Origin of the sequence: Pseudomonas sp. NPDC089428 (assembly GCF_044749325.1) — a bacterium.
Classification (GTDB): Bacteria; Pseudomonadota; Gammaproteobacteria; order Pseudomonadales; family Pseudomonadaceae; genus Aquipseudomonas.
In genome coordinates, this window is the sequence record NZ_JBIVHT010000007.1 from 89275 (window position 1) to 111716 (window position 22442).

16 protein-coding genes are annotated in these 22442 nt (G+C 57.0%); 7 read left to right on the forward strand and 9 right to left on the reverse strand.

Annotated elements, in window-relative coordinates; translation table 11 throughout:
* The first annotated feature begins 266 nt into the window (after nucleotides 1-266).
* The 7 genes from ACIPZ5_RS15170 (at nucleotide 267) to ACIPZ5_RS15200 (ending at nucleotide 4838) form a co-directional block, all read left to right on the forward strand.
* Nucleotides 267-596 carry a hypothetical protein gene (locus ACIPZ5_RS15170; protein ID WP_400809433.1) on the forward strand — a complete coding sequence of 110 codons (330 nt, stop codon included), beginning with the start codon at nucleotides 267-269 and terminating at the stop codon, nucleotides 594-596.
* An 87-nt stretch (nucleotides 597-683) separates the two neighbouring features.
* Nucleotides 684-1652, forward strand: coding sequence for a DUF932 domain-containing protein (locus ACIPZ5_RS15175; RefSeq protein WP_400809435.1), 969 nt, complete (start codon nucleotides 684-686; stop codon nucleotides 1650-1652).
* Between the two features lie 75 nt (nucleotides 1653-1727).
* Entirely contained in the window at nucleotides 1728-2732 is a 1005-nt protein-coding gene (locus ACIPZ5_RS15180) for a YqaJ viral recombinase family protein (protein WP_400809437.1), read from the forward strand.
* 88 nt (nucleotides 2733-2820) lie between these two features.
* Nucleotides 2821-3771: a hydrolase or metal-binding protein gene (locus ACIPZ5_RS15185; protein ID WP_400809438.1), complete on the forward strand. Its 951-nt coding sequence runs from the start codon at nucleotides 2821-2823 to the stop codon at nucleotides 3769-3771.
* Nucleotides 3743-4240 (forward strand): DNA repair protein RadC, encoded by a 498-nt coding sequence (gene radC, locus ACIPZ5_RS15190; protein ID WP_400809440.1) that lies wholly within the window; start codon nucleotides 3743-3745, stop codon nucleotides 4238-4240. The genes ACIPZ5_RS15185 and radC overlap by 29 nt, the downstream gene beginning before the upstream one ends.
* A gap of 11 nt (nucleotides 4241-4251) precedes the next feature.
* Entirely contained in the window at nucleotides 4252-4413 is a 162-nt protein-coding gene (locus ACIPZ5_RS15195) for a hypothetical protein (protein WP_019470421.1), read from the forward strand.
* A 122-nt stretch (nucleotides 4414-4535) separates the two neighbouring features.
* Nucleotides 4536-4838 carry a hypothetical protein gene (locus tag ACIPZ5_RS15200; RefSeq protein WP_186598288.1) on the forward strand — a complete coding sequence of 101 codons (303 nt, stop codon included), beginning with the start codon at nucleotides 4536-4538 and terminating at the stop codon, nucleotides 4836-4838.
* A 48-nt stretch (nucleotides 4839-4886) separates the two neighbouring features.
* Here ACIPZ5_RS15200 and brxL read toward each other — a convergent pair whose 3' ends face one another.
* The 9 genes from brxL to ACIPZ5_RS15245 form a co-directional block, all read right to left on the reverse strand.
* On the reverse strand, nucleotides 4887-6965 hold the full coding sequence (gene brxL / locus ACIPZ5_RS15205; protein ID WP_400809443.1) for a BREX system Lon protease-like protein BrxL: 2079 nt from the start codon (nucleotides 6963-6965) through the stop codon (nucleotides 4887-4889).
* A gap of 3 nt (nucleotides 6966-6968) precedes the next feature.
* The gene (locus ACIPZ5_RS15210) at nucleotides 6969-9491 is read right to left on the reverse strand and encodes a PglZ domain-containing protein (protein ID WP_400809445.1); all 2523 of its coding nucleotides are present in this window, start codon (nucleotides 9489-9491) and stop codon (nucleotides 6969-6971) included.
* Nucleotides 9491-11341: a DUF262 domain-containing protein gene (locus tag ACIPZ5_RS15215; RefSeq protein ID WP_400809447.1), complete on the reverse strand. Its 1851-nt coding sequence runs from the start codon at nucleotides 11339-11341 to the stop codon at nucleotides 9491-9493. The genes ACIPZ5_RS15210 and ACIPZ5_RS15215 overlap by 1 nt, the downstream gene beginning before the upstream one ends.
* Nucleotides 11338-15348 (reverse strand): BREX-1 system adenine-specific DNA-methyltransferase PglX, encoded by a 4011-nt coding sequence (gene pglX, locus ACIPZ5_RS15220; RefSeq protein ID WP_400809449.1) that lies wholly within the window; start codon nucleotides 15346-15348, stop codon nucleotides 11338-11340. The genes ACIPZ5_RS15215 and pglX overlap by 4 nt, the downstream gene beginning before the upstream one ends.
* A 3-nt stretch (nucleotides 15349-15351) precedes the next feature.
* The gene (brxC, locus tag ACIPZ5_RS15225; protein ID WP_400809451.1) at nucleotides 15352-18990 is read right to left on the reverse strand and encodes a BREX system P-loop protein BrxC; all 3639 of its coding nucleotides are present in this window, start codon (nucleotides 18988-18990) and stop codon (nucleotides 15352-15354) included.
* Between the two features lie 15 nt (nucleotides 18991-19005).
* Complete coding sequence (locus ACIPZ5_RS15230) at nucleotides 19006-19578, reverse strand: BREX protein BrxB domain-containing protein (protein ID WP_019470414.1); 573 nt, start codon at nucleotides 19576-19578, stop codon at nucleotides 19006-19008.
* Nucleotides 19559-20344 carry a BrxA family protein gene (locus ACIPZ5_RS15235; RefSeq protein ID WP_400809453.1) on the reverse strand — a complete coding sequence of 262 codons (786 nt, stop codon included), beginning with the start codon at nucleotides 20342-20344 and terminating at the stop codon, nucleotides 19559-19561. Before ACIPZ5_RS15235 ends, ACIPZ5_RS15230 begins: the two co-directional genes overlap by 20 nt.
* Entirely contained in the window at nucleotides 20341-20841 is a 501-nt protein-coding gene (locus tag ACIPZ5_RS15240; RefSeq protein ID WP_019470412.1) for a BrxE family protein, read from the reverse strand. Before ACIPZ5_RS15240 ends, ACIPZ5_RS15235 begins: the two co-directional genes overlap by 4 nt.
* A gap of 426 nt (nucleotides 20842-21267) precedes the next feature.
* On the reverse strand, nucleotides 21268-22239 hold the full coding sequence (locus tag ACIPZ5_RS15245; protein WP_400809457.1) for a hypothetical protein: 972 nt from the start codon (nucleotides 22237-22239) through the stop codon (nucleotides 21268-21270).
* Nucleotides 22240-22442: the final 203 nt, after the last annotated feature.

Here is a 22442-nt window from a genome sequence, read left to right on the forward strand (position 1 = left end):
TGATTATCTAACCGACGCAATGATGGCCATTAGCCCGCCATCAACTCAAGTCTGTATTTATCCTCGGACGCTCTTCTCTTTGGCACGTTTACTCTTTCAGCAAAAGTGGCGAATTGGCCCTTTAAATGCTGATGAATTGCTATAGATATCAACAGTGAGGTCACCGATCAGACAGACGTGAGAAAGATATTCAGCAAAAAATCGACTCAAAAAAATTTCAATCACACATAACCCCAACGACATCATCACCATTGAGGTTCCCCCCCATGTCGTTGCAATGCCCTCTCTGCCACTCCCCTAGAATCGCCTCCTTCCATCACGCCATGAAGGTCGGTGCGTCCATCGGCACCGTGAGCGGTTTTGCGCGTGGCGTCAGCGCGGCCCTATCTGGCGGTCAGACTGGCGCAGCCATCGGCGCTATCGCCGGACCGGTCGGTATCACCCTCGGCTCCGTATCAGGTGCCATATTTGGCGGCCTGGCCGGCGGTGTCGGTGGCTGCGTGATCGGCGCTCAGCTCGGTGAATCACTCGACCGCCACATCTTGGCCCACAACCTCTGCCTGCAATGCGGTCATCGCTTCAATCTGCCGACCTGATTGGCCCTCTCTACTTTTCATTAATCCGTCCGGTGCTGCGCCTCGCGCAGCGCTTTATGCCTGCCCGTACTAAAAGGAATCACCAACATGGCACATCTCATCGAAACCATGGCCTACGCAGGCGCTACCCCGTGGCATGGCCTGGGTAATCAGCTCAGTCAAAAGCAACCTATCGAAGTCTGGCAACGCGAAGCTGGAATGGACTGGCAGATTCTGGAAAGCCCCGTGCATTTCAAATCGGATGCCATCGGCCACCTGGGCGCGATCCACTCCTTCCCCGAGCAAAAGGTGCTCTATCGATCCGACAGCAAGGCGCCGCTGTCGGTGGTCTCTCAGCGCTACCACACGGTGCAGCCCCGAGAGGTACTCGAATTTTATCGTGACCTCACCGAAGTTTCCGGCTACGAGTTGGAAACGGCCGGCGTGCTCAAGGGTGGGCGCAAGTTCTGGGCGCTGGCGCGTACTGGGCAAGGCGCGGCGCTCAAGGGCAACGACCAGGTGAATGGCTATCTGCTGCTGGCGACCTCCTGCGACGGCACACTGGCCACCACAGCCACACCAACCACGGTGCGCGTCGTGTGCAACAACACCCTGACCATCGCCCTGGATGGCACCTGCCGGGCGATCAAGGTGCCGCACAACACCCGTTTCGATCCGAAGGCGGTGAAGAAGCAACTCGGTATCGCCGTCTCGCAATGGGACGACTTCATGTACCGCATGCGTGCCCTGGCTGAGCGCAAGGTGCAGTGGCATGAGGCATTGGGCTTCTTCATGACCGTGATGTGCGAGACCAGTCCGACCGGAGTACTGCCGGAGCAACTGCCCAACGAGCGCGCCCTGCGCAAGGTTCAGGAGCTGTACGAAGGTCGTGGTCGCGGTAGCCAGCTGGACTCGGCGCGCGGTACCGCCTGGGGCCTGCTCAACGCCGTGACCGAGTACGTCGACCACGAGCGCCGCGCGCGCAGCAACGAGTACCGCATGGACTCGGCCTGGTTCGGCCAGGGCGCGCAAATCAAGCAACGCGCCCTGGATGCTGCGCTGCAGCTCGCCGCTTAACCCTCACTCACCTCAATCCTCGCGCCCGGTCAGCCTTGTGCTGATCGGGCCTTCTTATATCTGCAGGTGAATACCATGAAAGCACCGTCATTGAACGGCAGCACCACCAAGAAACGCCCAGCCCTGCGCCTGGTCAGCACCAAGGAGCTGCCTCGCGAGGACTGGCTGCAGATACGCAAGCAAGGCATCGGCAGTTCGGATGCAGCCGCTGCCGTAGGCCTGAATCCCTACAAGTCCCAGCTGGAGCTGTGGCTGGAGAAAACCGATCGCGATGCCGGCATGCCCGAGGCCAATCCCCACGATGAGGAAAGCCCGATGTACTGGGGGAATATGCTCGAGCCCATCGTGGCCTGGCACTACAGCAAACGCACCAGGCATAAAGTCCGTCGCATCAACGCCGTGCTGCAGCATTCGGATCCGGAGTTGCCTTGGATGCTCGCCAACATCGACCGCGAGGTGATCGGTGCCGACGATGTGCAGATCCTCGAATGCAAGACCGTCGGCATAAACGGGGCGCGCCTCTGGAAAGAGGGCGTCCCCGAGTATGTTCAGCTTCAAGTGATGCACCAACTCGCCGTCACCGGCAAACAGGCTGCAGATGTGGCGGTGCTGCTCGGCGGTCAGACGTTGGAGGTCCATCGAATTGAGAGGGACGAACAACTCATCGCGCGCCTGATCGAACTGGAGCGCAAGTTTTGGCAGTACGTGGAGACCGATACGCCACCGCCAGCCGATGGCACCGCCTCTGCTGAATCCGCATTGCGCTGCCTTTATCCGGAGGACAACGGCCAAGTCGTAGACTTCAGTGACCATGCCGGACTGAGCGCTGCCTTCATCGAGCTCAAGGCCGTCCGCCAGTCGATTGCCGACAAGGAAAAGCGCGAGGCCGAGCTCAAGCAGAGATTACAGCAGGCCATGGGCTACGCCAGCCGGGCAGAGTTCACCGGCGGCTATGTCAGTTGGCGCAAAGCCAAGGACAGCGTCGGCCTCGATGTCGCTCAGCTGCTCCAGGACAAGCCTTACTTGCAGGCCAAGTACCCACTACTGAAAGCTGGTGCTCGGCGCTTCCTGGTCGGCTGATTTTCACTTTCCTCACTCCATCTCTCCTTGGCCAGTCCATGCAGCTCGCGCTGCGTGGCTGGCCTTTTTCATTTCCAGGAGAACCACCATGCTGAAAGGCTTATCCCTGACGCCCCCAGTGCTCGGGCGCATCTCCATCGGTAAGGTCATCGAGAAAAATGGCAAGCGTTTGCCGGAGAAGGATGACCAGTTCACCATCACCTCCCAAGTACAAGGCAAGGACGGCTGGCTGTTGCACCCTCTCAACGACGGGCTGCGTCAGGGTAAGGACGAGAAGCTGCGCAGCATTCCGGTGCGCCTGCTGTTCAACGAGCCTGAGCTGAACTTTCGTGCCGACTACACGCTGTTTGATCGGCAGTCCGGACGACCGCTTTGCGTGGGCAACGGTGAGACCTGCAAGCGCGTCACTCAAGACGGTATGCAGTCCCTACCCTGCCCTTCGCCGGATGCATGCCCATTGGCCAAGGGCAATATCTGTAGGCCCTACGGACGGCTGAACGTAGTCATTGGTGATGAGGATCCGCTCGGTAGCTTTGTGTTTCGCACTACCGGCTTCAACAGCATCCGCACCCTCGCCGTCCGGCTGCATTACTTCCAGGCCATTTCCGGCAACCGCCTGGCGTGCCTGCCGCTGGAACTACGCCTGCGTGGCAAGTCCACTCGCCAGAGCCATGGCACTCCGATCTTCTACGTCGACCTGACAGTACGCGGCGGTATGGACATGGCCGAGGCGCTGCAAGCCGCCAAAGAGCTCGATGCGCAGCGGCAAGCAGCAGGCTTCATTCAAGCCGCACTGGATGAAGCGGCGCAGCGTGGCTTCGGCAATGGCGCGTTCGAGGACAGCGAGGAGGATGTCGGTGCGATCGTCGAGGAGTTCTACCCCGCAGAGGAAAGCCAATCCCCAACCGCCAACTCTCCCCTGCAATCTGCGAAAAACAGCCTGGCCAAGAAGCTGGAGGCGCAAGCCCAGCGCCATACCCCACCGACTGATAACCACCAAGGAGCCGGCCATGCGCCTGCACAAACTGAAAGCCAGTGATTCGACCGGAACCTACCTGATCGAGTCTCCGGTCACCGAAACCGACATCCTGCTGATGGCCCGCCAGTTGGCAAATCTGCGTCTGCGCCGGGGGCGAGCACTGAACTCACCGAAGGCGGTGTTCAGTCACCTGCAGTCGCTGTTGAGCGATTACGAGCATGAAGTTCTTGCCCTTCTCCACCTTGATAGCCGACATCGAGTTATCGCCTTTCAGGAAATGTTCAGGGGCACACTCGACGGCGCCAGCGTTTATCCACGCGAGGTTGTTAAGGCAGCCCTGGAACACAACGCCGCAGCCATAGTCTTGGTGCACAACCATCCCTCCGGAGACCCTGAACCCAGCGAGGCGGACCGCAACCTGACCCACAAACTGAAGGAGGCACTGAACCTGGTCGGGGTGCGGACGCTGGATCACATAATCGTGGGCCGCGAAGGCTGTGTGTCATTGACCGAACTGGGCTACCTGTGAGGAATACGAAAATGAAGCTTCTGCGCGTCTTTGCAGCAGTTTTCATTTTCGCAGGCATCCTTGCAGGGTGCCTGACGCTTATGCTGCTGGTGATTCTGATGCTGCGCTTTCCGCCAATACTCTTCGTCGTGTTGCTGGCGTGTTGGATGCTAAGCCGGTTGCAGCGGGGCTAATTCGATAGGCGTATGTTCAGGTAGAGTCGCAGACAAGCGACTCTACCTGAACAGATCCTCGGATGTTCTTTTTTACCAGTCAGGCAGAATCCAGCGCCCAACTGAACTATAGGCAAACACTGATGAAACTACTCAACACCTACGACGACCGGGACGAAGCCGAAGCCGCCGCCGAAAAGCTTAGCGGGGACAAACGCCTGGCCAGCGAACGCGACGCCACCGTGGTCATCTACAACCTCTTCGGCATTCCCAGCTGGGGCAACTTCCACCGCCTGGGCATGTACAACCTGGACGAACTGAAGAGACTGCTGGAGCGCCGTCCCACATGGCAGGTCGCCGATCAAGCTCAGCATGTCGAGATCCTCTCTACGCTAAAGACCGTGGCGAAGAACTACGGAATCAAGCTGCCAGAGCACTGGCTGTGACGGCCCGAGCAAAGACCTCAGCGAGGACTCCGCTCGGACAGCCCGCAATCATCCCTTCGCCTTGAAGATATCGACTTTAGTCTCCAGACAGCGCCGCAGCGTCAGGTCGTTCGCTCCAATGCCAAACCAACTGTCCGGCTTCTGAAAGAAGTCAAGACCACGGCCGATCTTAATTACCCAGCCGCTGTCGGTACGGATCTCGCGGTCGTGCAGGTTCTCGTTGATCCTGACCTCCAGTGCGATATCCATCTCTAGCAAGCTCTGCTTGAGCTCTTCCAGGTGCTCCGCAACATCCTTGAGGTCGGTATCCTGATCATAGCTCGTGGTCAACTTTATGGCTCTAACCGTGGGTGACTTGATCACCGCCTCGCAGAAGCGCACGAAATTGTGGATCTGGTGGTTAGCTCGAATATAGGGATCTTCGATTTCCACGGTCTTCGCTGCCCTCAGGTAGGGAAGCATTATCGATTCGTAGCTGTAGCCAGTATCACCGTAGTGAATGGTGTAATGCTGCTCTTGCAGCTCTGCTTCGCCGACAGAAGCCGCGACCAAAAGTGGCTGCTCAACCGTGGCGATAGCTGCCACAACCGGCTGATCGACGTACACAGGTGCAACACGCCCCTCCTCCCCGGCGCTGACGTGTATGCTTTTGCGGGTCGGCTCCTGAGTGGCAGGTGCAGTACGTGACTCAGAGCAATAGACCACCACCTCTTTGCCTGAAGCATCAAGATAAGACAGATTGATCCGCGCATACTCGTCATCGGTCTTACGCTTATTCATTTGCTCTTTGACGCGTCGGCGACTTTCTACCGCATAGGCCACGTACTCATCGAACTCCTGGTCGCTCGGTGGGCCATTGGGATGGAGGATCTTCAGAAAGGCACAAACGGTCTTCTTGATGCCCTTCTCGTCACGACCTTCAACCGCCCTGCCCAGCTTGATGCGTTTGCTGACCTCCTCGTAACGGTTGGTCTGCTTCAACTGGTAGTGGAATGCTTCGGCCAGGTAGTCGGTGATGAAGCCGTAGTGACTGGTCAGGAATTCACTGCTGTTCTTGGGCATTTCCCAGCCCGGCAGATAGCAAGCGAAACGATCCTGTACCGCCAGGTCGAACTCCTTGGGTAACGGCTGGAACAAATCATGAACTTCCGAGTTGACGATCTGCTCGACCGAAAGATCCAGATTCCCCACGAAGGCCATGGAGGCATCGGCAATGACCTCAACGCCACGGGAGAAACGCCCGTTGGCCATGAAGTCCTTCATGATCTGGATGGTGTCCTGGTCCTTGACCTTGATTCCGCCCACCTCATCAAATGCCACCGTATCCCAGTAACCTACCAGTCCGATCTTGTGACGCTGGTTGTTGTAGAACAGGGTGGCCTTGGTAGCCTGGCCACCGCTGATTAACGTCGAGTAGGGCGAGAACTCGCTGAAAAAGTAGGACTTGCCGGTACCTCGCGGCCCCAGCTCGATAAAGTTGTAGTTAGGCTCAATCAGCGGGGCCAGCCTGGCAATGAAGTGCAGCTTGACTCGCTGTGCCAGCTTGCTCGGCTCCAACCCCACAGAGCGCAGCACCACGTCCAGCCACTCGTCCCGAGTAAATTGCTCACGCCCCTCGCAGTAACGCACGAAGTCGAAGCGACTCATCTGGATCGGGCGCAGATCTTCGATGTAGAAAGCGTAGTCGTCGTCTTCGATCTCGTTAAAGGCCAGGGTCACCTCAGCCCACAGACCGCCTTGCAACAGACGGTCGTGGTCGCGGTAGTACTTCTCGCTGATTGCCACCTTACGAGAGTCGAAGTTCTCCAAGGCCGCCCAGTGACGGCGATCCTTCTCCACGTAGTTGACGTGCACCTTGTCGATGAAGCGATGCTTGCCCTTGGTGGCCACCTTTGACTGGGCTGCGTTCGCCTCGTTTGGCCGCACGTAGTTCTCATTGAGGGTGTCTAGCACCGCCTCCAGGCCTGCCTGGATCTCCGAGTCATCGTCGCTGGCACAAAAGCGCGCCAGGAGGAACTCCAGTACGAAGGTGGGCACGTTGGTACCCTTCTTAATCCGATGCAGCAGATCCTTGCGCACTACCTTGCCGTCGAACGTCGACGTGAGCTTCTGATCCAGGGTATCCATGGTTTACACCGCGTAGTCCGTTTCCAGCTCGATCTGGCTGTAAATGGCGTTAGTCTTCGGATTCAGTGCCTTCACCTTGAATTTGCCCTCAAACTCCATATGCATCTTCAGAATGACCTGCACCCTCTCCCCGGCCTTGAGCATCAGCGTACCAGTTGCTGGGTTCACAGCACCGCCAGCCTTGGCCTCACCCACCACCTCGCCCTTGCTGCTTTGAGCCTCCAGCAGGATCTCGAAGTCGCTCTCGGTCGAGAATATGTCTGCGGCCTCAACAGCTACCTCAATCACCGGCACCCGCGTGGTAATGCGCTTGGCGCCGTTCTTGTAAGAGATGATGATCGCCGCCTTGTTGAGGCTCGGCTGCTCCTCGGCTTTCAGCTGCATGGTGATGACCGGTACCACGCACTCTTGCAGTGAAGCACCGCCGTGATAGTACAGAAGCCCACTGCGATAAGCGGCGAGCGTTTGCGGCCCGGCGAACTTGGCAAAGTCTCCACGGATACCCAGCTTGTCGGCCCCCATCACCAGGTGGTTGGCATCTGCGCTGCCATCACCCAGAGCGCAGCGGTCATGCACGACCAGCCAGTTACCGATCGGCTTGCTACACACGTCCCCTGCCCCCGCATGGTTGTTCATGAAGAATCCATGGTCAGTGGCAATCACGACTTCATGAAAACCACGCTGGGTCAGCTTATGTACAGCCACCCGAATACGTTTGAGGGCGTTTGTGATTTCCGCAGGCGCGGTATCCGGATGATTCTCGAAATGGCTGTCGATCTCCACCGCACGCAGCACCAGTAAATCGATGTCAGCACCAAAATCAATCCGATCCCGAACGAAGTCTTCTAACCGACCTTCGGCAAACCGCTGACCATAGCGTTTCCTGAACACCTCCATGCGCTGCGTTACGGTGTTGACCAATTGATCGCCCAGCATGGGCTGAATGCTCTGCTCAGCATTGCGCAGGAACAGCTGCTGACCTGCCCCCGGCAACAAGCTCGCCATGCCAACTGGAGTCACACTGGGCAACTGCGCCAGAGCGGTACTCAGCGTAACAACACCATCCTCTGCCAACTGCCGTTCCAACGCTACGCCCAGCTCGTAGCGAAGGGCATCAATCATCAGGTAGGCGACCTTACGACCGTTCTGTTGCAGCTTGGGCGCAACCAGCCGATCAAATACATCTGCGTTGGCGAGATACCCCGGCAATGGCCAGCCGCTACTCTGCAAATGGCGGGTGAAGACGACCTGCACCTTCTCAGCCAGCTTGCCGTACTGCTTTCGGGCCTGTTGCTTAACGGGCGTCATCACCCCATCGGCATCCTGCCACTCGAAATCGCTAACGGCCTGTTCGAACTCGCGATGCAGACGATCGACCTCGCGCAGCGAGCCCACGTAGAAATCCAGCAAAGCCTCCAGGTTACGAGTGTGGTCCCCCAACTGACGATCCAGATCTTGACAGCTCTGTATCAGTTCCAGAGCCGAGCGCACCAGATCCCACTGACCATAGCTTTCGCCCTTGCCAGTCCATACAGAGCGCTGGTGCTGCTCAAGAATGCGCCTTACCTGATCGGTGTCATCGCCGAGAATGGCCGCAACAGCACGATTTAGGAAAGTGCGTTCTTCGAAGGGGAAAGTATCCCGCTGGCCGAGATTAACCAACTCGGTGCAGTGTTCGACCAGCCCCAGCTCAGCCTCGACTTCCTCGGCCCTGTCGATGTACAGGCTCTGGGTCCGCCGATCATTGCGCAGATCATCACAGAGCCCCTCGATCACAGGTCTGGCTATGCTATCTGCACGTGGAATGTCGGCCAATGCCGCTGGTAATTGCTCGGGCAGATCGAAGACGAACTCGCTGAACAGCACGAAACGCCACAGCTCGCTGGCAATCGAAGACCAAGTCTTGCCCTTCGTCTTCAGCGACAGACCAATGCTACTCTTCAGCAGGTCACGGGCCTCGCTTACCCAGGTATCACTATTCTTGAGGTCAGTTTCTTGTGAGGCGCTCGGTGCCAACAGGGCGAAGATGATGTCACGACTGGACTCCACCTTGAGCAAGGCGCGCAGATTCGGCCAACCCAGCCCTCCCCCGACGGCGTCGATCACCGCGAAGCTCGGGTTGGGGTCGGCCTGGAAGATCTGACGAATGGCAATGGACTGATCGGGCTTAGCCTTCAGACACAGGCTGAGAAAGCTGTCACCGTCACCGCTCGGAAAAATCTCGCCACACGCGCCATAGATCGCAAAAGGATCGGCTTGCTTGGCCTCCTCGATCAGTGGCTGAGTAACCGGGACATAGACCAGCAGCTTTTCCAGCTGCCCCTTGCCCAGCGCGACCAGTGCCTTGCTCGCCTGCTCGCGGCTGAGGATGCTGCTCTCAGATGCATCTACCACCTCGCAACGCTCGTCAGCCAGCGCCAGGCAGGTTTCCCTATAGCGCCGCTCCGGGTCGTAAACAACCAACACACCGCGCTTCGACAGCCGCGCCGCGAGGATTTCCTGTTGTATGAAGGTCTGAATATTCATCAAACAACAGCCTCTTCAACAGAGTTGAGCACTGACCAGAGGTCATGTAAATCGGAAGACTCGCCATCAGCCAACTGCTTCATTGCAGCCTCAACCAACAGGGCTCGGTTACGCAGGAATGCTGTGAAGTCTGCATTCAAGAGCTCTACGAACTCGTCACCGCTAACAGCGCCATAATTCGCCTTGGCAAGATCGTCATAGTCGATCAGGTGCGTCTTGAGACGCTTGCGTACAGTATCTTCACCAGCCCACTCCACGCGATCTTTCAGGTAGTTGAGAGGATCTTTGCGGCCAATGCTTCGATTGGTTTTCCAAGTGATCAGTGCACAATTGAGCGCCAGATAGCTTGGGATATTGGCCTCAGCCAGCAAAGCATCGGGGAAGACGTGGTGATACTCCCGCCCCTGCAAACTCTCGTACGAGGCCGGCTTGTGGTCAGCGAAATCGACTGCCCCGAGGTAGGTCGTCACCGCCATGATGGCTCGCGCCTCGATACCAGCTCCCTTAGGCCAACCTGCATTCATCAGCTCATCCACGGTCGCCAGAGGATGCTGGGAGCGATCCAGAACAGGCACCCCTGCAAGATCTTCATCCGAAAAGCTCTTCTTCTGCAGTAGTAGTTTCAGCGCCTTGAAATCGGCAAAGGCCCGAGATGCAGCAGAGTTCTCGTAACGATCACTGAAGAAGGACGACCACAGATAACGGCGCAGCAATTTCTCCGCATTGCCCAAAAAGTCTCCATGCTCCGGGATCAGCGCATAGCTGGCTGCCAATACGGCCAGCACGGCATTGGTCGGCAACCGTGCGGAGTCGTAGATGCCCTGGCTCGCCAGCATCGCCACCATGCGCTCCAGGCCACGCTCAAGCGTCGGCCAATTGTCCAGCATGAGCGTCTTGGACATCTCCACCATGCCGCGTGTACTGGGGATTTTCTCCTGAAGCAGCGCCGATGTTGAAAGAATCAGGTCACCCAGCTCGCCATAGCGGCGGACGTACGGACACTTCTCGTCCAGTGCCACTTGAAGTTCATGCAGCGAGCGGCCAGCGACGCTCTCGACCTCAGCAACAATGATGTCGTACAGCGAGAGCGGCTTACTATTGGTATTCATATTGATGAACACCTGTAGCGCCACTTCCTTGGATGTGCCGGCCGGTAACGAGAGATAAGGCAGATTGAAGTGGGTTACCCGCTCGCGAAGTGTGCTGAGTTCGTTCTTGAACTGCTCGCGCAAGACGTTGTACTTCTCCATCTGGTCCCAGGCATCAGAATCGCCTTTGCTCGGCCGCAAGTGGTTGGTCGCGCTAGCCAGCCAGGCATCGATCTCGCCAACCAAATCACCTGGGCGCAGAAGGGAAATGGGCACGAACCCACGCTCGAAACTGCTTCTGGGATCATCAGCCCAACGGGGCATGTGCAGGCCATTCTTGTTGATCCAGCGCGGAATGCAGCACACCTCCACCTCATCGCACGACTTATCGTAGTAACGGTCGAACTGCGGCAAGTACACGAAGTAGGTTTCCCACTTGTAGTTGTTGTGCATCGAGCGCCAGAAGGCTGTCAGGCGCTGCTGACCATCAAGCAGGTGCTGGTTCACACGCCCTGCTGCCGGAGGCTCGGCGGTAGAGATGTAACGTGACTCGAACTTCTCGACATCACCCACCTCTAGCGCCAGGGTCACGCCCACAGGCAGGTTGTTGATGATGGTATTGAGAAAGCCGGTCACCCGATTGCGATCCCAGGCCTCGAAGCGCTGGAAACGTGGCAACTTCACCTGCCCTTGCTGGATGCTCTGGAACCAAACCCCCAGTGCCCTGTCCTGGGCTTTGCTGGACTGCTGCATGATGCTCATTCGGTGCTCCCTGCTTTCTTGCGGCCCCGGGCCTTCGCTGGCTTCGGCTCTGGTTCGACATATAAATGTTCTAGGTTGTGGGCGATGGCTAGCGACTTGTCGATGATGCACTTCTCGCTCACCCGCTGCGGCCAGTAGTTCATCGCCATGTGTGCCCAGTCATAGTCGCCTTTTTCCAGCTTCACCCAGGTGTCTTTCAACACCTTCTGCCAGGACTTGAGGCTGAAAAGTTTCCACAGGGGGGCGGCGGTGAGCTGTACGCCGTCGTCTTGGTTAGGGCGGAAGTTGGGAGCGATTTCCAGCAGGCTGTCGCGCAGGTCGGCTAGCTCGTGCTCCAGAGTAGCGAGCGCCTCCAAATCCTTCTCCTCCTGACGGCTACGGTTGGGGCCTTTGCCGCGCAAAGTAGCCAGCTCATCGCGCAAATCCTCCAGCTTGGGATCAACGAAGTCGTTAACTGCCGTGAAAAGCGTCTGGTCGCTCAGGCTAGGGTAGTAGAGCCATAGCGTGTAGCTACCGGAAGCGGTCGCCAGCGGCCAGTAAATCGGCGCCTTGCGGGTGCTCTTCGTGTAGCGCCTGAGATGGTCGGCAAAGAATCCACCTGGACGTCGAAAGTAATCACGAAGCGACTTACAACCCAGTCTTACGCATGTCTCTTCCTCAATAACGTCTGCCTGCTCCTTCCAAATTGAACGAAGTGCACTTTGCAACCGCTCAACAACGTCCGATCTATGGCCTTCTTCATCAACAAGCACACCAGACCACGCAATGGCCAACGGATATTTTTCTGGTAACTCTTGCTCAGAGGCGGGGAGGCCCTTTTCGTTTTGAAGCATGCCTGGAGGACATACTGGCAAGGGAGCGAAAGGACTTGGTAACGATTCAGGCTGACGCTCTCCCGTTGCAAAGCGAATATCCCAACGACCGAATACACAACCTACAAGGTAGGATATATGCGCCTCCTCAGTAGCGTAAGGAGAGGCATCCAGAACAAAGTCTGAGTCTTCGGCTGAAGACTCTTCGCCATCCGCTTCAGAAATACCACCATGTTGATGAGCTATGGCTTCCCGCAAGTCACGTTCCACTGTCTCTGCCTGCTTCGGTGTAAAGCCGTAGGCATCTGCAACCAAACTTTCACCGTATTCACCTATGAGGCTATAGCGATCGAACGCCAGGGCAGCGCCACCACCAGAATAATCGCAAATGCGAGCAGGCAATACGAACTCATGAAAAGGCTCGAAATTTTTATAGGCTTGTCGCCTTTTCTCAACTTCATCAGTAATTAAGGTACTGAAGTAATCTTTGGCATCGTCGCCCAATCGAGGCCAAGGCAACATCTTGACGCTCTCGACCAAGAAATTCGGAAATTCAAATTTTTCGCCATAAAATCGAAAAAATGCAGACGCTAAGCGTGACGCACATACACCTAAAGCTTCGGCTTCACGTCCTGAACTAGGAAACGCCATATAGCGGCTGACAGACGGAATGCAGTTGCTTGGAATTACGTAGGGGTAGAAACGGACTGCGCGGCGAGTCCAACTGAAGCCAGATCGATAATAGTATCCTTGACTCCTCAGATATGCTCTTGGTTTCCCTTTTCCATCCTTGAAACCCCGAAGCTCGGCACCATGTTCTAAGTAATTCAGTTTCAACGTAATAGGGGAGTACCAAGGCTGCGAAGCTCCTGCCTTGACATGAAATGCCCAGCGCGGAGTACCTTCATCACGTCTACGAAAATATGCCTGCACAACAGGATCTTCGAAACTGCAGAAAGCTTCCTCATTTGTCGGGTAGTAGCAAAATTGCGTGTCTTTGGGGGGCACCTCCCACACAGCCCGCACGAAGCGTGGGTCGTCGCCGGTTTGCAACCCCACTCGCACACTAGCCACATTCGGCTCAAAACATTCATCGGAATTAAATTGCTTGATCGTGCTGGCGTCTACCCAATAGACAAAAGGTGAGTCTGGTAATAGATCAAAGGTCTTCTTCTCGGCCTTGAACAAGCGTGCATCAGTCTCGCCTTTGCGATGAGTAGCCACACAGACATCTAAGGCTTCCTTGCGATTCGAGTCGGCAATAGCACGAATGACATTGGTAGTCGGGTGTGCAGTTCCGCGTTCCAGGACATAAGCTGCCGCCTCCACCATTGCATCGTCCATCACTCCCTGACCAAGATCGGCAATTACCTCGATACCAGAACGACCTAAAACGACGTTCTTCCTCCAGTCTGTGAAGCTGGTCAAGAAGAAACAGGTTCTTGAGGTAATTGCTCCCAGACGTCCCCCAATTCGAAGCAACGACAATCCACGATCAACAAAAATGCTCAGAAGATCATTACCAGAATTCGTATAGGTATCGGATAAATAGCCCTTCACACCCAGGGATAACGCCCCAAACGGCGGATTCATGACAACCGCGTCAAACACTTCGCGGCACAAGTCAATCAAGCGCAACCCCTCCAAGGCATCCTGAGCAAATAGCCGTCCCTGGTAAGTCGATTTTGTTGCCTGTGTGAATTCGACCAGTGCCGCACGCAGGCGGGCTTCAGCTTGGTCCCAGCTTTCTTGTTCCTCCGAAGCAAACAAGCCGGTGCCGGTGCCAACATAAACCTGGCGAATCAAGCTGGGCAGCTCGCGTTCCACTTGCAATAGCACGCCGAGTTCAGGCAGGCCATTGAGCAGTTGCAGAGTCTTTTCGAACAGCTCAGCATCGCGCTTGTCAAGGCTGGCGGTGAACTGTTGGCATAACTCGCGCTCGGCCGGTGGAGCAATGGCAGCGACTACATGTCCACGCCCCACTTCCGGACGCTGCTGAACCTTGACCCCTGCATCGTGCCAGGCGCGCTGCGCCCGTAACCACAGCGCCAGTGAGGCTATTTGTGCAGCGCGAGGGTCGATATCCACGCCGTAGATATTGTGCTCGACGATCAACCGCGGTACTTCACGCAGGTAGGCCTCACGGTCGGCGTAAGAGTGGCTGAGCGGCAGCCAACCGGCATTCGGCTGGGAAGACACATCCAGCGAGCCTGGGCCATGAGTCTGCTCCCAGTCCCAGGCTTCCTGATATAACTGCAAGAATAAGTCGAAAGCGTACAGCCCAAAGTGCATTGACCCGCAGGCCGGATCGAGCAGCTTGAGGGTGCGCGGATCGCGCAGCCGGATGCTGATCTCAGGCTGTTCGTCCGGCTTGACTAGCAGGTATTGACAACGCCGGCGTAAGTCAGTCTGCCCCCCAGTAGCGTTGAACCACAGACGCCCCAGGGTGTTGTCGACCAAGAACTCCACCACGTAGCGTGGAGTGAAGAACTGATTACGTACCGCTAGTTCGCGGCTGTTACGCGGCGCCTGGCTGGCATCGCGCATTGCCTTGCGCTCTTCCTTAGAGTTGAAGTACTGGTAGATCCAGCCGATGGTTTCGTCTTCAGCCCATAGCGGCTGAATGTCTTGGTGATTCAGCGCTTGCAACACTTCAAGCAACGCTGGCTCGCGAGGGAACAGGCGCCCCTGTGCGGCATAGCGGTCGAATAGCGCCGGCAGATCGATGGCGAACTCATCAAACAGACTGAACAGGAAGGTGCGGTAGGCTTCACCAGTTTCACCCAGAGCGCTACCAGCTACCATCTTGTACAGTTCGAAAGCCTGGGACTGCTGCCCTTGGCTGACCACCGCCGCCGCCAGCAGGCCTCGCGCCTCCATCATCAGCAGGGCAGCCAGCCGGTTGAGCACAGTGAAGGCCTGCTCGCGAATGATGCGGTCGATGGCGGCGATACGATGGGCTTTGTCGTCCTCATCCACAGCCAGATAGTGCGCGAGGGTGTCGCGCAGCAGTTGAGCGGTCTGTCGATCCCGGTCACTCAGGTGAGCCAGCCGCTCCATGCTTGCTACATCGCCACTGTTCGGGTCAATGCCATAGGCCTGCTGCAATTGAATGCTGAACTCCTCACTGAGCAGTCTTCGGCAACGACTGACCAGCTTTTGCAGGCAATTGCGGGTGCTTTGATCAAATGCCATGGATTACTCCTCCACCTGCACATCAAGCTCGAAGGCGTGGGCGTATTTCAGTTCGCTCTTGAGCTTTTGCAGCACCTGGATCATGGCATCCAGGTCGGACAGCGAGGTAATGCGCGAACGGGCCTTGAAGCTGCGGGTAATGGTCTTACTCTCTTGCCCCCCCACCTGTTCTTTTTCCTGCTGCTCAGACTTGACCTTCTCTTGTAGGCGTTCGCGCCCCAAGCGCTCGATGCGCTGCTTGAGCTGCTGCACCTGGCTGTGGATTTCGTAGTCACGATTGACCAGTGCTTGCAAGCCAGCAACATTCGATTGTACTTGGAGAATTAAACCTTCCAGGTTACCCAGTAGCTCCTGCTGCTCTTGTAGGGTCAGCTCGCTCCACTCTGGGACACGTTGCAAATCGACTTCTGCCGCTTTCAAGCGCTCAGCCTGAGCTGCCTGCATGGCCTCAGCAGCACTGCTCACCTGAGCTCGCAGGTGGGTAAGGCGGGTATTGAAGTCGGCTGAGTGGCTATGGAAGTCCAGCTGTTGCAAACGCTGTTCCAACTGGGCAAACGGCTCGGCAAGCTCCTCCTTGAGCCGAGCGGGAATATCGGTTTGCGGCAGCCCATCGATAGCACGGCGATGATGCTGAAGATCGCGCAGGGTTTGCTCCAGGCCCTGCTCCAGGCTGTTACGCACATCGGCGGCCCATTTGAGGGTTTCGTAGAGGGCCGAGTCCTGCTTGCCTAGCCGTTGCGGCGCATCTGAGGCATCGGTCAGAAGGACATCGGCGATATCCCGGCTCAGGCTGTCAAGGCGCTCAACGCCCGGCAACCCTAAACCTTTGAGTTTTTCCGCCAAGGGCGCATAACGCTGTTGCAGGTTGGGAAACAGCTTGGTGGTCGCCTTGCTGATTGAGTCCTCCAGCGGCACGACCAGGTCGCCGCTCAGTTCGGTCAGCCGGGCCGAAGCCAGGGCGAGCATTTCCATCGAGGGCTTGTCATCACGCAGGGAAACACCGACGCTCTTGAAGCTATTGTTGGTCTTCAACGCATCGATGGCTTGCTGGCCGTTGACGGTGACCTCACGTCCAGCGACTTTGAGCTTGATCTCACCTGCCACCAGCATGGCGGCCAGCAAATAGCGGAGCGTGTCCGGAGACCACCCAAACGGCGCATCGGCGAACTTCTCGCTGAGGCTCTTGCCCTCGACGATCCCCAGCCGGTCGATGTGGTCGCGGATGCTGATCAGTGCCCTGTGGTCGGTGCGGATGTTAGCCTTAGCAGCCTGAACATGCACCAAACTGAGCGGATCGAGCTGGGTAGTAACGCCGGTGAGATTGCCAACACGCAGGAACTTCTCTGCCAACTCGGTAGCTGCGCGCACAGGTGCTTCGCCATAGCGGTCGAACACCTGGTCCGCAACTTCGCCCAGGTGTTTGCGAGCAGCATCAGCCAGCTCTGTACCCAAGTTCGCCACGGCATTTACTTGGCCCCGGAAAACGAAGGAGCCTTGCAGCAGGCTGCGCTTGATCAGGCGCTCCAGCTCAGCATTCAAGCGATTGGCACGATCCGACTGACCATTGCAGTACTCCTTGACCTCCTGATCAGGGTCATTCCGGTACTTGTTGGCGATTTCCTTGCAGCGATAGATTTCCGCCGTCAGGTCGTCGATTTCCGGGGTGGTACGCCCGACCAGGAAAATCTGGTACTGGGTCTGCTTCTGACGCGACTCATCCACCGAGCGAGTACGCGTGGCGTCGTAGTCCTTCGGATCGACCAGCTCGACGATGGTCTGGATGGTGTTGCGATCCCCGGCCAGAGCAACCGGAAGGCCGCCTTGGCTCTGGACCTTGAGGCCGGCTTGCACTACCAAGGAGCCGTGCAACTGGGTGCTCGGCAGCGGGCTGTAAGCAGTCGTCAGCGCATTGTTGGCGATACGCTTGAGTTCGACGGTACGCAGCGGTATCTGGCTGCGTTCTTGCTCGATATCGTTGAGCTTCTCGCTAAAGAAGCGCAAGCAGCCGTCCTGCTCACCAAAAGGAACTATGGGGTCACTAATCAGCTCTTCGACGGCCTGCTTGATTGCCTCCGCCTGGCTGGGTGCGGAAATGCTGCCATGCATTAGGCTGCTGACGTTTTGCCGGGTGATCGGCAGGTTACCGAGGATCTGCAGGACCCCTACAGTCTTAGCGATCTGCTGGTGGATCGCCGAGTGGCTGAAGCGAATCTTGCAGACGCTTTCAACGGCCTTGTGAATGCTGGCGAATGCGCGCTGGATATCTTTTTCCAAGGCGTCATACAGCGTCACCGTGGTGGCCAGCCAGCCCACCGGCTGATCGGCGATGGGAGTCTTGCCCTCGCCCGGCTCGACCAGCACATCCTGGATCACCTTGATCGCCGAGCGAAGACCGATACCGCCCGTGGAACGCGCCAGAGCGCCCAGCAGATGCAACAGAATGTCAAAGTGCGCCGGCAGGAAGGGGTACAGGTTGGTGAATGTAGCCTTGTCGAAATCCGCGCCGTAAGCGCGGGCGTCCTCCAGTTTGGTGTTGTGACGTAGGGCTTGCCCATATTGGTCGAACAGAGCGCCAATCTCGGCGCTCCCTTGCGGCGACTTGCCGAGCAGACGGGTGTAGCAGATTTCCTTGATGTCATTGGCTTCCAGGTCGATCTGGATCGGGAAGCGGTCTTTGAGCTTGAACAGCTGCGGCGAGTTGAGCGAGGCGCGCGGATCGTCCTCGGTCAGAGTTTGTTGCGCGGTACCGATGATCCAGACCTTGCCATCACCCAGGGCCTTGAGGTTCTTGGCCAGACCGTCGAGATTGAGGATCAGGTTGGGACGCGAGCCGACGTACTGCCCCACCTCATCGATGATGAAGATGATGTAGTCCTTGCCGGAGGCCTCACGGGCGATTTCCAGCATCTCCTGAACACGGTCGTTCTCGAAACGGATGACCTCGCTGGACTCGGTGCTGAACGAGCTCTCGGTCTTAAACAGATTCGGGTAGAGCTGGTGAGCAATGGCCGGCACCAGGCTATCTACGACCAACTCGTCATTGCGATAGTTCTGCCATTGTTCGCCCCCCGTCATGTCCTTAAACAGATCGAGGAACTCCTGGTAGCGACCATCCTTCTTCAGTTTGCGCTCCAAGGCCGCCACCTTGAGGTTGCGCGAATAGCCGGCCCATTGCAACACCTTGTAATAGAGGACGGTGGAGACCTCCTCCATGGTGGCACCCGCCACCTGCTCGCTGGCTAAGTCGAGCATCAACACCGCCGCCGGGAAGCGCTTAGCCACGGTGCTGAGCAGCTGCCGAGTAGTAGTCTTCTTCAGGCGGTCTTGCAAGTGCTGAATGAACGGCACACTGTCAATCTTGATGCTATCGTCGAAGGCCAGGCCTAGGTACTTGGTCAACGAGCTCTTGCCAGAGCCGTAAAATCCGGAGACCCAGACCCCTACCTCGTTCTCACCACCAATATCCATGGCTGCCTGCATCTTGAGTAGCAGTTTGTTGAACTGCTCGTCGATGCTGTCGGTCACTACGTATTCGCCGATCTCCGCCTTGAGGCGCTCCTCCTGGGAGATCCCGTAGGTGATGACTTTCTCGATGCTGCGGTAAATGTTCTTGCTGGGGTCGAAAAGCTGTTTGATTTCCATACGAGTCTCTAATTCTTAGCCGCCGACATGCACTGAGCGGTAGTTGCCGTCCTCGGGGTAGAAACCGAGGAACTTCAAACGGGTCTTGCCAGTGCGCACGCCGGGGTAAAAAAACACGGTGGGCACGTGGAATTTACCTTGCAGCTTCCCTTCGATGACACCGATGCGCATGAAGGGGTGCAGGGCCTCAAGATCGGACACCAGCAGGATGGCCTTGGGCTTGCCTTCCAGGATGCTTAATTTGGCTTCCAGCCGATCCTGGAGGGCGCCGTTGGCAATGGCATTCGCAAGGGAAGTATTGGTCTTCTCCCAGGATTGGGGGGCACGTTGGTCTGCTGCCAACCAGATCTTACGCAGGGGTGCTTTACCGAGGATGTCGGCGATTTCGTCAACAATGGAAAGCGTATGGACATCCCAACCATCGTTACGCAGCCGCGCTTCCCAGGCGGGCTGCTGACGCTTCACCTCCAGAATCTGCTCCGGGTGAAAAACCAGATAAAAAATCGGCTCGAAACTGGCGTGACCGAACTCGCGCCCCTGCCGAATACGTTCGATTAGCTCGTTGAAGTCAGCCTTGAGTGAGGACATCGATCACCTCGTCCATGTGCTTGTATATCCAACTGATGTGAGTGACCTCGGCAGCGGACTGCATGATCAGTAAGCCTTGCAACGACAGGCGCTTGAATTGATCGCGTACATCTTCGCGTTCCAGGCCGAACAGTTGCCAATCGCTGTGACCAACAATCTGGTTGTCTCCCAGCCCCTGAAATTTCAGGTCGTAGGCCAGGTATGCAGCGACCTTGGGTTGGATCCGGAAGGGCAGAATCCGGCGGGGACCACGCCCATTGTTAGAAAGCAGCTCATAGTTGGCACAGCAGCCAATCAGGTATGAGGAAATGCGTTTAATGGTGCTGTCCGACCAGGATTTCTGAGTCTTACCCTTGCGGACAGCGGTCAGTACGAACTCGCGGGCGTCATCCAAAGACAGGCTGTCTCGTCCGGCGCTGTAGCGCGGCCAGTACTGTTCACGGACGAACTCCTCCAGGATCAGGTTGGCTCGCGCGGTGTGCAGGAACAGCAACTGACTGAGCTCCTGGCGCGTCAGACTACAGGCCAGGCGCTTGAGCGCAGCAGCTACTCCCAGCGAACGCAGGTAGCGCGGAGCAAAGCTCTCGGCGACGATGTTGTGTAAGCGGCGAGCCGAGATCAGAGGGAACAATCCCGAGACCAAGGCCTTTTCTGACAGCTCACTGGTGCTCATTCCAGGCTGGTAAAGCCCGAGCAGCAGCCGTGTTTCCTCGATGAGTCCCAAACCCGCCTGGAGCTGGGTGGTGTAGAAACGTGTTGCGCTCACTGCGCCTCCCGCAGGTATGGGAAACACTGGATCCCCTTGTTGAAGGCATCCAGGTATAGCGCAGCACAGGACTTCAGAGAATCCCCCAGCCCATCCCTCAAATCGCCCACGACCACCGGTCCCTCAGTGGCACTGGCTACTTGCCCTGCCAGCTCAGCAAGGCGCGCAAGCGCCTGATCGCGACTGGTGACCGTGACACGGATGCTGGCCTCGGAGGGCTTGTCAGCAAACACGCTAGCGGCGGACTGCTCGAAAATCTCGGGGAGCCTGAACAGGTGAAAGCTGCGCCCCTCCCCAATGTGCTCCTCATGCTTGCGTGCGGCGGCAGCAGTCACGCCCTGGTACTGCGCCAGAGCCGTAGAACGGGCGAACACCGGCCCCAGGAAGGCTGCGGCGTTGGGGCTGTAGAACTGGCTAGGCCACCAGGCTGGCTGCTGCTCACCGAGGTAACCAATGAGCACTCGCAGCTCGGCAATGATTTTTGCGTCCTTGATCATAGGTGGCATCTCGTCGTTCGACTGGCAAATGACTGAATCATAAGGGGTAATGCATCGATTTTGGGCAAAAATCTTGGGTCAATACATCAGTTTAGTAGCAGCTCTACATGAGGGTGGAGGCTGTGCGCCTAGAAGGCACAAAGATCAAAACGGCCTGGTACCTCGCACAGAGGGGAGTCTGGACGCTGCACAAGCATGTAAACGCGATGCTGGATAAAACCGTACGTGAGTTGCACGGGTGCGGCCTGCCTGGATATTGAGCACGGGATCGAGCCGAAGCAGGAAATATTCTCCAGCCGCTTCTTAGGCATACGACTGCGCGAGTTTCCACTATTTAGGAGGCCGTCACCACTGCATTGAAGCCCCCAGGTAATCCCCCCCGCAGGAGTCCATGACCGCCGTGCACGGTTGTTAGCACGTCCGAGCTTACCCTCGGCGGAGGCGCTTCAGCCGCCCCACCCGCAAGCATCGTGCACCCACAGGCCTCAAGCGCAGGTGCTGAGCATCTTTGACAAGATACTTCACGACCTTGTGCACCTGACACCGAATCGACCGGTCACGCCTTTCGATGCGACCAATACCGCACTCGCTTCCGTATTGCCCCTTGTAGTGGTTGCAACTGTGCACGTAGCCCTGGCCATGCGTTATGTCATCCCACAACTCGCCGAGCTGAATGGCCTTGAAAACGTCTCCACGCACCTCATTGCCATTGAAGAAGTAGGCAGCGTGAATGTGGTAGCCCCCACCATCATTCTTGTCGCCCTGCTCCACGGAATAAATGTGGCCGATGAGGTGCTCAAAAATCGTATTGCGCTTGTGCTTGGCAATCAGTTCATCTAGGTCATCGAAGACATGCTCGACTCGCAGCCTGACTTGAGCCTCACTACGGTAGTGGAAGTCGACCCTGACGATAGTGATGCGTGAATAGAGCTCACATAAGGCATCGGCGTAGTCGCATACTTGGATCTCCTGCTCCTTGGCCTGGTGACGAAGGTCATGCTTCCTGCGGAGATACCACCGCTCACAAGTCAACTGCCGGATCCTGGTGACTAAGAGTTTCATGCTGAGATTATGATCCAGGTAGGCCGCGCCCTGTTCATTCAGACAGGCTGGACCGTCAGGGTGACGCTCCAACCCGATGTCCTGACATGCAGCCCTGAACGCTTGCAGGTGCTCGCTGTAGCTGTATTCGATACGGCCTTCGAATAGGTCCACCATCTGCTGGATGTGATCGAAGTAGCGAGAGATCCTAGCCTCTTGGACGCGTTCGCAACCTGGCCGTACCTGCTTGATTCGGAGCGCAGGTAAATCGGATTTTTCAATAGCCTGTACAAGACGCTCAATCTGAAGAGCAATATTAGCCTGGGAAAGATGAGTGTATTTTTTGCGATTAATCATGAATGCATGCCTGGTTTGTTGGTATGTATACCAGTCACGCGCCTTGTAATTTTTAACCTGTGTAGTAGGTGCTGTACCGGATGAGTGTCGATGAGTGATAAATTACTAGGCAATGATAGTCAGAAGATATATCACTAGAGGCAGCCCAGCCCATTACCAACTATCCCGGCGAGACTTGGCAATGGGGAGCAACATTGCCCTGC

What these genes read in the sequence shown, in the direction of transcription:
- ACIPZ5_RS15170 (WP_400809433.1), top strand. Translation starts at nt 267, where the DNA reads ATGTCGTTGCAATGCCCTCTCTGCCACTCCCCTAGAATCGCCTCCTTC.
- ACIPZ5_RS15175 (WP_400809435.1), top strand. Translation starts at nt 684, where the DNA reads ATGGCACATCTCATCGAAACCATGGCCTACGCAGGCGCTACCCCGTGG.
- ACIPZ5_RS15180 (WP_400809437.1), top strand. Translation starts at nt 1,728, where the DNA reads ATGAAAGCACCGTCATTGAACGGCAGCACCACCAAGAAACGCCCAGCC.
- ACIPZ5_RS15185 (WP_400809438.1), top strand. Translation starts at nt 2,821, where the DNA reads ATGCTGAAAGGCTTATCCCTGACGCCCCCAGTGCTCGGGCGCATCTCC.
- radC (WP_400809440.1), top strand. Translation starts at nt 3,743, where the DNA reads ATGCGCCTGCACAAACTGAAAGCCAGTGATTCGACCGGAACCTACCTG.
- ACIPZ5_RS15195 (WP_019470421.1), top strand. Translation starts at nt 4,252, where the DNA reads ATGAAGCTTCTGCGCGTCTTTGCAGCAGTTTTCATTTTCGCAGGCATC.
- ACIPZ5_RS15200 (WP_186598288.1), top strand. Translation starts at nt 4,536, where the DNA reads ATGAAACTACTCAACACCTACGACGACCGGGACGAAGCCGAAGCCGCC.
- brxL (WP_400809443.1), bottom strand. Translation starts at nt 6,965, where the DNA reads ATGGATACCCTGGATCAGAAGCTCACGTCGACGTTCGACGGCAAGGTA.
- ACIPZ5_RS15210 (WP_400809445.1), bottom strand. Translation starts at nt 9,491, where the DNA reads ATGAATATTCAGACCTTCATACAACAGGAAATCCTCGCGGCGCGGCTG.
- ACIPZ5_RS15215 (WP_400809447.1), bottom strand. Translation starts at nt 11,341, where the DNA reads ATGAGCATCATGCAGCAGTCCAGCAAAGCCCAGGACAGGGCACTGGGG.
- pglX (WP_400809449.1), bottom strand. Translation starts at nt 15,348, where the DNA reads ATGGCATTTGATCAAAGCACCCGCAATTGCCTGCAAAAGCTGGTCAGT.
- brxC (WP_400809451.1), bottom strand. Translation starts at nt 18,990, where the DNA reads ATGGAAATCAAACAGCTTTTCGACCCCAGCAAGAACATTTACCGCAGC.
- ACIPZ5_RS15230 (WP_019470414.1), bottom strand. Translation starts at nt 19,578, where the DNA reads ATGTCCTCACTCAAGGCTGACTTCAACGAGCTAATCGAACGTATTCGG.
- ACIPZ5_RS15240 (WP_019470412.1), bottom strand. Translation starts at nt 20,841, where the DNA reads ATGATCAAGGACGCAAAAATCATTGCCGAGCTGCGAGTGCTCATTGGT.
- ACIPZ5_RS15245 (WP_400809457.1), bottom strand. Translation starts at nt 22,239, where the DNA reads ATGATTAATCGCAAAAAATACACTCATCTTTCCCAGGCTAATATTGCT.